Annotated in this window: 14 protein-coding genes; 6 read left to right on the top strand and 8 right to left on the bottom strand. The window is 37.3% G+C overall.

The window, feature by feature from the left end:
* Nucleotides 1–80 precede the first annotated feature (80 nt).
* Complete coding sequence (locus tag PZ892_RS11630) at nucleotides 81–845, top strand: NlpC/P60 family protein (RefSeq protein WP_277711309.1); 765 nt, start codon at nucleotides 81–83, stop codon at nucleotides 843–845.
* Between the two features lie 215 nt (nucleotides 846–1,060).
* On the opposite strand, the gene ychF is transcribed toward PZ892_RS11630, so the two are convergent.
* Nucleotides 1,061–2,161 carry a redox-regulated ATPase YchF gene (gene ychF / locus PZ892_RS11625; protein ID WP_094255849.1) on the bottom strand — a complete coding sequence of 367 codons (1,101 nt, stop codon included), beginning with the start codon at nucleotides 2,159–2,161 and terminating at the stop codon, nucleotides 1,061–1,063.
* A 263-nt stretch (nucleotides 2,162–2,424) separates the two neighbouring features.
* Here ychF and PZ892_RS11620 point away from each other — a divergent pair, with 263 nt between their 5' ends.
* The 4 genes from PZ892_RS11620 to PZ892_RS11605 all read left to right on the top strand — a co-directional run bounded on the left by PZ892_RS11620 (nucleotide 2,425) and on the right by PZ892_RS11605 (nucleotide 6,855).
* On the top strand, nucleotides 2,425–2,913 hold the full coding sequence (locus PZ892_RS11620) for a hypothetical protein (protein WP_277711308.1): 489 nt from the start codon (nucleotides 2,425–2,427) through the stop codon (nucleotides 2,911–2,913).
* A gap of 104 nt (nucleotides 2,914–3,017) precedes the next feature.
* Entirely contained in the window at nucleotides 3,018–3,977 is a 960-nt protein-coding gene (locus tag PZ892_RS11615; protein ID WP_277711307.1) for a polysaccharide deacetylase family protein, read from the top strand.
* Between the two features lie 48 nt (nucleotides 3,978–4,025).
* Nucleotides 4,026–5,810, top strand: a complete 1,785-nt coding sequence (locus tag PZ892_RS11610; RefSeq protein WP_277711306.1) for an ABC transporter ATP-binding protein — start codon at nucleotides 4,026–4,028, stop codon at nucleotides 5,808–5,810.
* Between the two features lie 70 nt (nucleotides 5,811–5,880).
* The gene (locus PZ892_RS11605; protein ID WP_277711305.1) at nucleotides 5,881–6,855 is read left to right on the top strand and encodes a 1-acyl-sn-glycerol-3-phosphate acyltransferase; all 975 of its coding nucleotides are present in this window, start codon (nucleotides 5,881–5,883) and stop codon (nucleotides 6,853–6,855) included.
* Here PZ892_RS11605 and PZ892_RS11600 read toward each other — a convergent pair.
* Nucleotides 6,836–7,447, bottom strand: coding sequence for a DUF4126 domain-containing protein (locus tag PZ892_RS11600; RefSeq protein ID WP_277711304.1), 612 nt, complete (start codon nucleotides 7,445–7,447; stop codon nucleotides 6,836–6,838). The two genes, PZ892_RS11605 and PZ892_RS11600, sit on opposite strands and share 20 nt — an antisense overlap.
* Before the next feature lie 106 nt (nucleotides 7,448–7,553).
* Nucleotides 7,554–9,464 carry an ABC-F family ATP-binding cassette domain-containing protein gene (locus PZ892_RS11595; protein WP_277712927.1) on the bottom strand — a complete coding sequence of 637 codons (1,911 nt, stop codon included), beginning with the start codon at nucleotides 9,462–9,464 and terminating at the stop codon, nucleotides 7,554–7,556.
* Nucleotides 9,465–9,516: 52 nt separating this feature from the next.
* Between PZ892_RS11595 and PZ892_RS11590 the strand changes: the two genes are divergently transcribed.
* Nucleotides 9,517–10,560: a quinone-dependent dihydroorotate dehydrogenase gene (locus tag PZ892_RS11590; protein ID WP_277712926.1), complete on the top strand. Its 1,044-nt coding sequence runs from the start codon at nucleotides 9,517–9,519 to the stop codon at nucleotides 10,558–10,560.
* Between the two features lie 90 nt (nucleotides 10,561–10,650).
* Here PZ892_RS11590 and PZ892_RS11585 read toward each other — a convergent pair whose 3' ends face one another.
* The 5 genes from PZ892_RS11585 to thiM all read right to left on the bottom strand — a co-directional run bounded on the left by PZ892_RS11585 (nucleotide 10,651) and on the right by thiM (nucleotide 14,229).
* Nucleotides 10,651–11,115, bottom strand: coding sequence for a copper resistance protein NlpE (locus PZ892_RS11585; protein WP_182498197.1), 465 nt, complete (start codon nucleotides 11,113–11,115; stop codon nucleotides 10,651–10,653).
* 212 nt (nucleotides 11,116–11,327) lie between these two features.
* On the bottom strand, nucleotides 11,328–11,981 hold the full coding sequence (gene tenA / locus PZ892_RS11580; RefSeq protein ID WP_277711303.1) for a thiaminase II: 654 nt from the start codon (nucleotides 11,979–11,981) through the stop codon (nucleotides 11,328–11,330).
* A complete protein-coding gene (thiD, locus tag PZ892_RS11575) occupies nucleotides 11,968–12,807 on the bottom strand; it encodes a bifunctional hydroxymethylpyrimidine kinase/phosphomethylpyrimidine kinase (RefSeq protein WP_277711302.1) in 840 nt (279 codons plus the stop codon). The genes tenA and thiD overlap by 14 nt, the downstream gene beginning before the upstream one ends.
* On the bottom strand, nucleotides 12,804–13,436 hold the full coding sequence (gene thiE, locus PZ892_RS11570; RefSeq protein WP_277711301.1) for a thiamine phosphate synthase: 633 nt from the start codon (nucleotides 13,434–13,436) through the stop codon (nucleotides 12,804–12,806). The genes thiD and thiE overlap by 4 nt, the downstream gene beginning before the upstream one ends.
* On the bottom strand, nucleotides 13,420–14,229 hold the full coding sequence (gene thiM, locus PZ892_RS11565; RefSeq protein WP_277711300.1) for a hydroxyethylthiazole kinase: 810 nt from the start codon (nucleotides 14,227–14,229) through the stop codon (nucleotides 13,420–13,422). Before thiM ends, thiE begins: the two co-directional genes overlap by 17 nt.
* Nucleotides 14,230–14,248: the final 19 nt, after the last annotated feature.

The following is a 14,248-nucleotide window of genomic DNA, read 5'->3' as shown; positions in this document are numbered from 1 at the left end:
ATATTTAGATTATTATGTATCTCTAATATATTAAAAAACGATTAAATTAGCTGAATTGTTTTATTAAAACAGCATATTTTATGGCATTAGGAATTTGCGTATTGAGTTCTATTTCGGTATTGGAAACAGCAAAGTTTTCATCCAACAGGGTTTATGAACTGTTATTTGGGGAAGCTTTTACAATATTAGAAAGGAAAAAATCTTGGGCATTCATTCAGATTCAAGATTCTGAAATTCAAGGTTGGATAATGGATGGTCAATATGAATTTGTGGAGGAGGTTATTCCTGCAGATTATATTATTGATGAGGTTGGTGGATATGCTGTTGCTGGTGAAAATAAAACGATGCAGATCTATCATGGAAGTCCGATCCCTGAGAATAAAAGTATTGTAACTTCGGAAGACAACTATAAGATCTTATCAGATCTTCGGGATACTCAGGAAGGATATGATGAGGAGCGAGATAGGGAACAATTGGAAAACTTTGTAGCATCCTATTTAAACACTCCATTTTCCTATAAGGGGAGAACCATTCATGGTTTGGATAATATTGGCTTATGCGGCTTATTTTACCGTCATTTTGGGATTGAACTCCCTAAGGATATTGATTCTATCTTAAGCCTTGGAACATCTGTGGATTTTATTTCCGAAATCCGTGGTGGTGACCTAGCATTTTTCATCAATGATAATGGCGAAGTCGACCATTTAGGAATTGTAATCTCTGATGAGGAAATATTACATGTTGTTGAGAAAGTTCGTATTGACTCCATCGATAATGAAGGAATTTACAATCATGACCTGCAACAAACAACACATAAGTTGAGAATTGTAAAAAGGTTGATGTAAGGAAAGATGTGAGATATGAGATGTGAGAATTGAGAAAGTGGAAAGGCAGAAAGCTTATTAAAATTAGTTTTATCCAATTTTCTATCTCATAATTCTATAGATTATTTTTTCCAGGTTTCTATCTCAAGTCTCCAATCTCATATCTCAATACTAAACTATAATTCAACAAAAAAAGCGACCTATAAAGTCGCTTTTTTTATTGAATTATAGTTGAATTACACATTGAATCTGAAGTGCATAATGTCTCCATCTTCAACGATATATGTCTTTCCTTCTACAGATAATTTACCTGCTTCTTTTACTGCTGCTTCTGAACCGAATTGAACAAAGTCATTGTATTTAATAACCTCGGCACGGATAAATCCTTTTTCAAAATCGGTATGGATTACACCTGCTGCTTGAGGAGCGGTGAAACCTTTTTCAATCGTCCATGCACGAACTTCCTGAACACCGGCAGTGAAGTAAGTTGCCAAGTCCAATAATGAATATGCAGCACGGATTAATTTATGAACACCTGATTCTTCAAGTCCTAAATCCTCCAAGAACATTTTGCGTTCTTCGTAGTCTTCCAACTGCGCGATTTCAGATTCAATTTGAGCAGAAATTACCAATACCTCAGCATTTTCATCCTTTACTGCTTCTCTTACTTTCTCCACATAAGCATTTCCTGTATTTACAGAAGCTTCATCCACATTACAAACGTAAAGTACAGGTTTGATGGTTAAAAGAGTTAGGTCTTCGATAAATTCAAAGTCTTCTTCTGAAATAGGAGCTGTACGAGCTGATTTTCCGGATTCCAAATGGTTCTTAACTACTGAAAGGACTTCAAATGTTTTCTTAGCATCTTTATCACCACCAGTTTTAGCCATTTTTTCAACCTTCTGAATACGTTTAACTACGGTATCCAAATCTTTAAGTTGCAATTCTGTATCGATGATTTCTTTATCACGAATAGGGTCTACTGAACCATCTACGTGGATAACATTACCATCATCAAAACATCTTAAAACATGAATGATAGCATTAGTAGTACGAATATTCCCTAAAAACTGATTTCCTAAACCTTCACCTTTGGAAGCACCTTTTACCAATCCAGCGATATCTACGATTTCGATGGTATTAGGAACGATACGTTGAGGATTTACAAGTTCGGCTAATTTGTTCAAGCGAGCATCTGGTACAGTGATTACACCTACATTGGGTTCAATTGTACAGAATGGAAAGTTTGCTGCTTGCGCTTTTGCATTTGATAAACAGTTAAATAAGGTCGATTTACCTACATTCGGTAGGCCTACTATCCCGCATTGTAATGCCATATTTCTATTTTGTTAAAATTGCGACAAAGATAACAAAAATGCTGATAGAAAGGATTAGCTATTGTAGAGTATTTTTAGCGATACGATTAAAGAATAAAAATTTTAAAATGACATTAAAATGAAAATTAAATGATTGATTTAGAGTGCTGTAGCAGATGATTTACATTTTTTAACATTTTCAGTTTAATCCTTCCGCTCAAAATAGCTGTCAGAACATTAAAAATAACCGGACAATTGGGTCCTAACGATATAAGGAGATTATTATGAAAAAGTTAATTTACGCAGCATTGTTTTTTGGAGGTTTACTATTTGTTAAACCGGCTGAAGCTCAGGTTCGAGTAAGTCTGAATATTGGATTACAACCTAATTGGGGACCAGTTGGCTATGATTACGCCAGGTACTATTACATGCCAGAGTTTGATATGTATTATGATGTGTCAAATCGTTATTATACTTATTACGATGGACGTAGTTGGGTGTCTCACAGGACTATACCTCGCAGATACAGAGGCCGGGATTTTTATAGAACCTACAAAGTTGTAGTCAATGAATCCAGACCATGGAGAAACCATAGACATTATCATGATCGTTATCATGGTTATTCTAGAAACTATTCTCAAGTTGCAATCCGAGACGGTGGAAGACATTACCATAAAGCTGACAAGCATTATCGTAAAGCTCAGAAAGAGCATTACAAGTATCATAAGAAGATGGATAAGCGTTGGAAAAAGGGAAGACATTACGATGATTAGCATATAAAATTGGGATAAATTGAAGGGGGCCTTGGTGAGGGGTCCCTTTCTTTTATCAACAAATATTTTTACTTTTGAAAAAAAATTAAGACACCTTTTAGGCTATGTTGAAGAAGACAATTGTCGTTGGTATTGCCTCAATTTCCACACTAATTTCAGTATACTCCTGTAATTCTATTGTTGGGTCACCAAATTCTTCGAATTCTTCGGATTCGACTGAGAATGTATTGGCTGCGGGCAAAACCGAAGTTCAAAAAGATACAGTTAAATTAATGGACTTGCTGGATTCCTTAAATAGAGGAAAAATAAAATTTCCTGAAGTTGATTCCTTAAATAAAATTGATCCTAAACAGGCGAAAAGAACGCTGCGGGATTCTATCTACAGAGAATTAAACAAGAAGGATAAGCATATTTATTTGACCTTTGATGATGGACCTTTAATTGGTAGTTCGGCAATTGATTCTATTATTACTTCGAAAAACGTTAAGATTTCTGCTTTCTTGGTTGGTAAACATGCCGGCATGAGCAAGCGTTTAAAGCGTGATTTTGAAAAATATATGAATAATCCACTTGTGGACTGTTATAACCATAGCTTTACCCATGCGGCTAATAAATTCCATGTTTTCTATAGTAACCCGGATTTGGCTGTTGCAGATTTTGAAAAATGTGAAACCGATCTTGGTTTAAAGCATAAAATCGTTCGTATGCCAGGTAGAAATATTTGGTTATTCGATGATGTTCGTCGGGTGGACTTAACTTCTGGTAGCCAAACTGCAGATTTATTGGGTGTGAATGGGTATAAGATCTATGGATGGGATATGGAATGGAAAATCAATGGCCTGAGTGGAAAACCTGTTCAGTCGGTTGATGAGATTTATGGTCGTGTTCGGAATATGCTAGGAAATAAATCTACATTAAAACCTAATAACATTGTGCTATTGATGCATGATGATATGTTTCAAAATAAAAAGGGACAACAATTGTTGAGCAACCTAATTGATAGTCTCAAGCAACATAAGGATTATAAGTTTGATTTTATTGCCAACTATCCTGTAAAATATTAAGATTTGGGATTGGCTTAAACTTTTATGTTGCAATAAAGTTTAATATTTATGACCATATCCCAACTCTTTAAAAAAGTATTACCCTTTACCAAACCGTATAAGAACTTAATTTTTTATACACTTATCCTGACCGTTATTGGCTCTTTTGCTGCCCAGGTCAATGCCTTTATCCTCAAATATACAGTCGATACCATTAGTGACCTCTTGGTCAATAAAACGCCGCTTCGAACGGGTTTATACCTGTTGGGGACTATATCTGCAATCCTATTAGGAAAGGAAATCGTTTATTCCATCGTTCAGTTTGGACAGAAATATTACGGCGAGAAATTGCGTATCAATATCGCCCGTGATTTCTCGCAGGCTATAGTCGATAGAATATTGACCTATAGAATGGCATTTTATACCTCCAGCATCAACGAATCAGGGAAGTTACAGACTCGTATAGATGCCGGGATTAGCTCGCTTACCCGTTTGGTTCAAAATTTCTTCATCGATATTCTTCCACTATTTGCCAATGCCATTGTCGCCTTGGTATGTATGTTTCTAGCTAATTTTTATGTAGGTCTAGTTGGCTTATTTATTATCCCCATCTATTTCTATGTTTCCCAATTACAAGCAAAACGACTATCGGGATTTCGTAGGGAGATGCGTCGATACCGTGAAGATAAAAGCAATCAGTTGATTAAACTTATTGACTCCATAACGGTTATCAAATCTTTTGTCCGCGAAAAAACGGAAGCAAGAAAGCATCAGCAGATTCAATCTGATATGACCGATAACCAAATGAGGACTCGGAAAACATCTTTTATTTTCGAAAGCATAAAGGGGTTCATTGAGCAAATAGGAGTGGTTATCGTGATTATCTTGACCGCCTATTTCGTATTGAACGGACAGATGTCCATAGGTGCCATAATGTTTCATATCATGTTGTTTAATAATGTGTCGGCCCCAATTCGCCAACTACATCGAATATATGATGAAGTAAATGATGCCTTGATTTACTCGGAGAGCTTTTTCGGGATTTTGGAAGATGAAGGTCAGAAGGAACCAACAGGAAAGTACAGACCTGATAAAATCAAGGGTTTAATAGAAATCAAAAATGTCAATTTCAGTTATCCAAACGGATATGAAGCTTTGTTTGATATCAATATGCGGATCTGCCCAAATGAAAACACCGCCTTGGTGGGATTGTCTGGAGCAGGGAAAAGTACAATCATCAACCTTTTGGATAAATTTTACGAGCCTACTGAAGGCGCAATTTATTTAGATGGAGTTGATTTAAAGGAATATGATACGGATTTCCTTCGAGAAAATATAGGCTTGGTACTACAGAAGAATCATATTTTTAAAGGAAACATTATTGAGAATATCAAGTATGGCAAGATCAATGCGAGCATGGAAGAGATCATTGAAGCTGCAAAGAAAGCGTCTATCCATGAACAAATCTTGGAACTTCCTGATGGCTACAATTCGGAAGCGAATCTCCTTTCAGGCGGCCAACAACAGCGAATTGCCATTGCCCGAATGTTTCTTAAAAATCCACCAATTATATTTTTGGATGAACCGACAGCCAATCTGGATGCAATTGCTACCGAACAAATAAAAAATAGCCTGGACGCAATCAAGGTTGGTAGGACAGTGATTATAGTTTCACACAGTATTTCTCAGATTATCGATGCCGAGCATATTATCGTGATGGAAAAAGGTAGGGTAGTGGAAGATGGTACCCACGAAGCCTTATTTGATAGGCATGGCACTTATTATAAGATATTTAGTGCGATGGCGAATAGCTTAAACATCCATAAGATCACGGAATCCATGAAAGAAGATTAAATATTATTAAAATTAGGCGTGTTTTTTGTTATAGGAAAATTTGAATTCTAATTATTGAGAATATTAATTTATGCTTTACCCAGTCCTAAGATCTTTTATCAAATTTGGTTTGAAATGGTATGTTTCAGAATGGCAATTAAAAAACTTGCATCTGGCGCAGAACAATGACCCTGCAGTCATAGTTTCCAATCATCCGAACTCATTCTTTGATGCCTTGGTAATAACGGTCCATCAACCGTCAGAAATCTGTTTTCTGACTCGTGGTGATATTTTTGCAAAGCCATTGGCAAATTGGGCATTGCGAACCTTTTTTATGCTTCCCATCTATAAAAAGAATGATGACGAAGATGCAGATATTAGTAATGCTTTTACCTATGATGAATGTGTCCGTCAGTTAAAGATGGGAAGGAAATTACTCATATTTCCAGAGGGTGTTTCTCGAAATCATTTAGACTTAAAACCCTTTATGACCACCGGATTGAGTTCTATTATTCAACGTGCGGTTCAGATGGATGTCCCTATTCAGGTACAACCTTATATTCTCAGCTATAATTCTTTTGATGATAATCCAAAGGCTGTTTATTTGGAAGCCTTACACCCAATTGATTCTACCGATTATTTGAATAATTCCAATGTTGATACAACAGAGCTTATTCGGCAATTAAGGTCTGATATGGACGCTAGTATGTTAAACTCTTATATCGAAGGGACAGAGGATGTTCAAAAAAGTAAGTCCTGGATGAAAATTCCAGCACTGCTTGGTTATTATTCGCATAATTGGTTCTATCAGCTAGTGAAAAAACAAGTGAGAAAGAAAACAGAGAACAGCATTTTCTATGATTCGCTCTTATTTGGGGTATTGTTATTCGCTTATCCTGTTATTATTTTTCTACTCAGCATCATAATTGGAAATATTACCGGTTTCTGGTGGGGGGGACTCATATTCATTTTATTACCCTTCATATCGTATTGTTGGGTTCAGTATCAACCAATCAAAACAGCTTCCGAAAATTTAGAAGGACGTGTTAATAAGCTGAATCCTTAAATTTATTTTGTTTGGGCTTCTTGCGTACTTTGTCCAAGAGTTTCTTTCCAAATTTAAAAGCAAGGTAGAGGATTACCAAAACACATATTCCTGCTAAAATAGGTAAGAAAATAGCCAGAATACTCATGATGGTTGAGCCAATGGTTTCAATGGTGGAAATTGCAGGATTAGCTATTCCGGCTGTTGTCCCTGATGAGGCTGCCCTTGTTCCTGCAAAAATAGAACTTATGGTTGCGGCGGTACCTCCGCCAGCAATAATCGCTAAAGACCATTGTATCCAATTGCTAACCTCTGTAAACTGAGAAGCAAACAACAGTGAACCTGCAATGGTTGCCAATGGCACCGTGATGCTATCCAATATATTATCGACGAAAGGAATATAATAGGCCAGGATTTCAATGATGGTGGCTAGTCCGGTTGCAATGACAGCAGGTAATCCACCAATCCAAGCATAGCTTTGATCCAAAGGAATCCAGCCCAGGTAGGAACCCAAGCTTAAAAAGAAAATGGGTAAAAACACCCTGAATCCTGTAGCGGCGGCTAATCCAATTCCTACAAATAAGGAAATAAGAAAAGGTAGAAATTCGGTCATGTCTTGGTTTTATTAATCTTATAACAAATTTCCAGCCAATTGTTTAGCTAAAAGCGAGAGGGATTACTGTTTAGTAATCCCTCTCGCTTTTTATTTTCTTTTTTGCTTATCCTTCAAGACTCATAATTTCCTCAGCTAGATTTTCCCAATCTTGTTGAAGACCTTCCAATTTAGCTTTTTCAGAATTGTAATTTCTGGTATGCTCTTGTAGTTTTACAGGATCAGAATAGATATCCTCCTGTGCAAGTTCATTTTCTAATTCTTTCACCAAAGATTCCTGATTTTCAATCTTCTCCTCCAAAGCAGATAACTCCTTGTTTTTCTTCTGAATAATCTTTTTTACATCTTCAGTAGGAGCAACCTTTTCCTTTTTTGGTTCTTCTTTGACTTTCTTTTCCTGTTTAACAACAGGCTTGATTGTGCGTTTAGAATTCCATTCTTCAAATTCCTGATAGGATCCTGGATATTCTTTAATTTCCTTATCCTCGATAAACCAGATTTTATTGGCAACATGGTCCAAGAAGTAACGGTCGTGAGATACCACGATAAATGTTCCTTCGTATTGTTGTAGGGCCTGGATCAAAATATTCACTGAGGCCATATCCAAGTGGTTGGTAGGCTCATCCAGTACTAGGAAGTTGGCGTCAGCGGTCAATGCTTTTGCCAAGGCTACTCTTGATTTCTCACCTCCTGAAAGGACTTTGATCTTTTTGAAAACGTCATCACCAGTAAATAAGAAACTTCCTAAAATGGAACGTAATTCTGTTTCTGTATGTTTTGGCGCAAAGGCAACCAATTCTTGTAGAATTGAATTTTCAAGATGCAGAGCCTCTAGTTGATGCTGTGCAAAGAAAGTTTGGGAGACGTTATGTCCTTTGGTGCTTTTTCCTTCAAATTCTGTATCAGCATCAGCAACAATTCTTAGTAATGTCGATTTACCTTTACCATTCGCACCAATCAAAGCGATTTTATCGCCTTTTTCTATCAATCCATCGGTCTTATCCAAAATATCAATGTTTGGATATGATTTGCTGATGTTCTCAATCGTCACCACATGGCGGCCTGAAGGCTTTGAGAATTTGAAGCTAAAGTTTACTTCCGGATTATCATCATCGACCTCATCTACTTTTTCCATTCTGTCCAAGGCCTTGATACGAGATTGAACCATCTTGGCCTTACTCGCCTTTGAACGGAATCTCTCAATCAAACGCTCTTCCTGTTTAATCTTCGCCTGTTGGTTTTTGTATTGATTACCTTGGATTTCTTCGCGAAGTGACTTTTCCTCTAGGTAGAAACTGTAGTTTCCAGCATATAGGGTTAGTTTTCCTTTTCTGGACTCAACAGTTTTATTGATAATCCTATCCAGGAAATAACGGTCGTGAGAAACAATAACAATGGCACCTTCAAAACTTTGAAGATAGGTTTCTAACCATTTAATGGAAGGTAAATCCAAGTGGTTGGTAGGCTCATCCAGTAGAAGGATATCAGGAGCTTGCAGTAGGATTCTGGCCAACATAACACGCATCCGCCATCCTCCAGAGAAAGTGGCCAATGGTCTTTTTTGTTCCTCTTCTGAGAATCCCAACCCAGCCAAGATTTCATGCGCTCTAAATTCGATGCTATATCCATCTAAAGCTTCAAATTCTGTCTGTTTATCACTCAGTTTATTTAGAATATCATCCGAATAATCTGTTTCTAACTTTTTTAACAGATTTTCTATTTCCGTATGTAACTGATTTTGACGCTCAAAAGCCTCCATGGCAACATGAAGGATACTTTTTTCCGAATGATAGGACAGTAAATCCTGGTTTAAATAACCTAATTTCAGGTCCTTTGCCATAGAGATTGTACCCGATGTTGGGGAAAACTCACCGACGATAAGTTTTAATAATGTGGACTTCCCGGTACCATTGGCACCGATTAGGCCTACTTTATCTCCTGGCTTAATGTGCCAGTTTGCCTCGTCGTACAATGCTCTGGAGCCTATTTCGAATGTTAAGTTATTTATTGATATCATTTCGGGTGCAAAAGTAATGAATATTTCTGCATCTTTGGCTACCTTTGCATCCATGTATAAGCTAGTTAAACCATTTTTCTTCTCCATGAACCCGGAACAGGCGCATCATAATGTGACTTCAGGGTTGAAATTTTTCAATAAAATTTGGGGCTCTAAAGCATTATTAAACTCCATGTATTGTGTTGAAGATCCAAGGTTAGAAACCAAGGTATTCGGACTTACATTTAAAAACCCAGTGGGATTAGCTGCTGGATTTGATAAAAATGCTGAATATATCGAGGATATGGCTAGACTAGGCTTTGGTTTTATCGAAATTGGAACGGTTACTCCAAAACCTCAACCCGGTAATGATAAACCTAGAATGTTTAGGTTGGTGGATGATAGCGCCCTGATCAACCGCATGGGATTTAATAATAAAGGAGCAGATGTTGCTGCTGCAAAATTGAAATTCCTAAAAGAGAGAAACGGAGTTTTGATCGGTGGAAATATTGGTAAAAATAAAGTGACACCAAATGAAGAAGCTGTAAATGACTACATCTATTGCTTTAAATCTCTATTTGACTATGTGGATTACTTCGTTGTCAATGTAAGTTCACCGAATACTCCAGGATTAAGGGATTTGCAGGAAAAAGGACCTTTGATGCATATCCTGAATACTTTGCAACAATTGAACCTTGAGAAATCAAGTCCAAAACCTATTCTGTTGAAAATAGCACCAGATTTGACTTTTACCCAACTGGATGATATTGTCGATATCGTTATAGAAACAAAGATCGCAGGTGTTATTGCTACAAATACAACTATTGCGAGGGAAGGACTTCAAAGCAATCGCTTATTGGTTCAAGAGCCTGGAGGAGTGAGTGGTAAACCTTTGACTCGCCGTTCTACTGAAGTTATCAAGTATATTTCTGATAAATCAGGTAAAGCATTCCCAATAATTGGTGTAGGAGGGATTCATTCTGCTGAAGATGCTATTGAAAAATTAAATGCCGGGGCTAGTTTGGTTCAGGTATATACTGGCTTTATCTACGAAGGACCTTCATTGGTCGCTGATATCTGCAAGGGAATCTTGAAAGAGCGAAGCAAAAATCAATAAGATTATCTCACTTGAAATTGTTCATGTCTTATCATAAAAAAAGAGCTGATAAATCATTATCAGCTCTTTTTTGTATTGAATAAACCCAAATTATTGGGTTACTTTTTTCAAAATATAATTGTCTTTCAAAGGACCGTCGATAGGATTACCATCTTGGTCAAGTGAGAATAGTTGATTTTCACCAACTTTCAATTTCATATTTACTTCTTTACCTACCAAGTGAACAACGCTGCCGTTATCATGCCACATGAATTTTCCGGTATCTTCTATTTTAGTATCTCTTTCTTGATATTCACCCTCGTAAGTGAAGGTCTCATCCGAATTTAAAGTTACTGTAGTTTTAATGCCAGGACAATCAGCACATGGGAAAACCCCAGAGTATGTTCCTGCCCAATCTAATGAGTTTTGAGAGGTGTGCGTAGTATCTACTGTATTGGTATCTGTAATTTCTGTACTGCTTGAATCTTTTGATTCCATTTGTTTATTGGCATTCGAAGTACAAGATCCAAAAGTAAGTAGTGCAGTAGCGCCTGCAAGTATCCAAAGTTGTTTCATATCACAATAATTTATGTGTAAAATTAACCCAAAAACTACGCCAAAAGGAATTTTATTCTAGTTTTTTTATATAAAAGTTACCTTTTAAATAAGTTTACTCATTGGGTCTACAAATCTATAGCTGGAAATTAATTTATAGAATAAAATTTAGTTTAAGCAATTGTTACATTTTTAATAAACAAATAACATAAGAACTGATTGTCCTAATTATTTTACCACTTTGTATTCCTGTATGCAGCATCCCAAAACCTAAACTCTAAACGGCTAGCTGCAATAAATGCTTCCAACATCAATTCTCTACCTTTATAGTTTGTATTTTCAGCCATGTAATTCGTGTAATCCAATGCTTTCTTTACGCCAATGGCAAACTCTTCACCACTATAGGTTTCAATCCAATTTTTATAAGGATTATTTGAAGTATTCTTATTTTGATATATATGATCACCTACTTCCTTATAGATCCAAAAACAAGGTAGAATGGCTGCTGTAGCCACTTCAATAGGATCAAAAGCAACGGTACTTTTCAAGTAATGTATGTAATGATGACATACCGGTTCAATGGTGATTTCCTGATTGGGCTCCAGATTGAATTCCTTAAAATAGGCTTCATGTAAGGCTCTTTCAACAATTAATGCGTTTTTTCCAAATTCGAAAAAATCCAAGGCCATCTCGTTGTCCATCGCTTTGGAACCTAATGCCGCAAGCGCTCGACCATAATGCTCCAAGTATTTTGCATCTTGTAACATGTAGAATTGGAACTTCTCCAATGGAAGATTTCCATTCTTCAATTCCTCAATAAATGGCATTTCAAGAATTTCTTTATATAGTGGTTGAATTGCCGCCCAGGCTTTATCAGTCCATTTCATATTTAATAAGTTTTACAGGGTTGAAAAAATGATTTAATGGTCCATGACCTTTTCCAATTACTAGATCTTTACTGCCTTTTATCGCACTATTGATATACATCAGAGCATTTTCTGTTGATTGCTCTAAATGATATCCGCGTGCAAGGAATGAGGCAATGGCAGAGGATAAGGAACATCCCGAGCCGTGCGTGTTTTTTGTATTGACACGTTTCGATTCAAAATACTGGGCTGCTTGACCTTTTTGAATCAAGATACTCGTCAGAATATCACTCTGAAGATGTCCTCCTTTTAATAGGGCAGCCTTGCAGCCAAGGCTCAATATCTCATCTGAAACATCCTCCATCGCATGTACCGTACTTATTTCGCGATTTACCAAAACGGAAACCTCATCCAAATTTGGAGTGATGATGTCGGCAATCGGAAACAACAATTCCTTGATTGCTTCTATAGTGTCTTCTTGAATCAGGCGATGACCACTGCTGGACACCATGACGGGGTCAAAAACTATCGGACCTTTATAGTCCTTTAAGAAACCGGCAATTGTTTCTACCAATTTGGTATGATGCACCATTCCAATCTTGATGCTGTCTGGATAAATATCTTCAAATAAACATTCCAATTGCTCCGATACGGCTTCAACCGGAATCTCAAAAATATTCTTTACACCCTGCGTATTTTGAACAGGTAATGCCGTCAAAACATTCATGGCATAGCAACCAAGCGCCGAAATGGTTTTTGTATCGGCCTGAATTCCAGCACCACCACTACCATCAAATCCTGCAATACTTAAGACGGTTGGAACTTTATATTTTTTGTTTTCTTTCATTTTAATAAGGCTTTTAACTCCTCTGTTGCCTTTCGGGGATCCGTACTGGCACAAATTGCTGATACTACAGCAACACTGTTTGCTCCAGCAGCAAAGGCTTCACCTGCATTCGTTAGGTTCATCCCACCAATGGCAATCAGTGGTCTGTTGTTCATAGTTTTTATCTCCTCAATACCGGAAATTCCCCAGGTTGTTACCGTATTGGTTTTCGTCGGCGTATTAAAAATAGGACTGAGGCCAAGATGATGAGTCGCTTTTAGTTGACTCGACTTCAATTGCTCTTTATATTCCAAAGACCATCCGATTTTCAGCCGATCAGCATATTTCTCAGCAATTTCTAATGGCTGCTGATCTGAAAGGCCTACATGGATTCCCCAGGCTTCAACTTCTGCAGCAACCTCCGCATTATCATTGATGATCAAAGGAATTTGATAATGATCGGTGATCATTTTTAATGCTTTGGCTTTTTTCAAATAATCGGAAAATGAAATGTCCTTCTCACGCAATTGAATGATATCTACCCCAGCAGAAATTGCCTGCTCGGCAACCCTTAACCAATCCATTTTTGTACAATCTCTTTCTGAAATCACCAGATATAAAGGATAGGGGAAATCAGGATGGATTGGCATATCTTTTTAGTTTTAGATTTCCTAGGATTTGTTCTTTCGCCAGGTTGTATAAGGTGTCATATAGATTTAGTTGCAAAGTTCCGGGACCTTTTGAGATTTTTGCCGCCAGTTCACCAGCAAGACTGGTAATCGTAATTCCTGCCACAGCCTCCTGATAAGGATCATTCCCCAATCCGATAAAGGCTGCGGTAATTGCGGATGCCGTACAGCCTAATCCCGTCACTTTCGTCATCATTGCAGAGCCATTGCTGACCTCCGTAATCTCTTCCTTTGAAATAACATAATCAATAGCTCCGGAAATACATACGATTGCTCCAGTTTCTTTATTTAGAATCTGACCAGCCTGTAGGGCAGTGCTGCTGGATTCTGTACTGTCAACTCCTTTCGAACTTGTATTGTTGAAATTTTGCAATGCCATGATTTCTGAAGCATTACCACGAATAACCGTAGGTTTCAATTGCACAAGAGTCTCCAGGGTTTCATTTCTCAATTTCGATATCCCAGCACCAACAGGGTCTAGAACCCATGGTTTCCCTAATTTGTTTGCTAATTTTGCAGCCTCGATCATGTTATTCGCCCAAGGTTTGCTGATGGTCCCAATGTTGATGACCAGTGAATTACAGAAGCTTAAAACTTCTTCTAATTCCTCTTCAGCATGCACCATAATAGGAGAGGCTCCCAATGCCAATAATGCATTTGCCGTATTGTTCATCACAACAAAATTCGTGATGTTTTGAACCAATGGAGCTTTTGCTCGGACCTGTGTAAGTAAATGATAAATGTCGTTTTCCATTATTTGAAATTTAAATACA

It is taken from the genome of Sphingobacterium sp. WM (assembly GCF_029542465.1).
Classification (GTDB): Bacteria; Bacteroidota; Bacteroidia; order Sphingobacteriales; family Sphingobacteriaceae; genus Sphingobacterium; species Sphingobacterium cellulitidis.
This window is presented reverse-complemented; position numbering and strand designations above follow the sequence as displayed.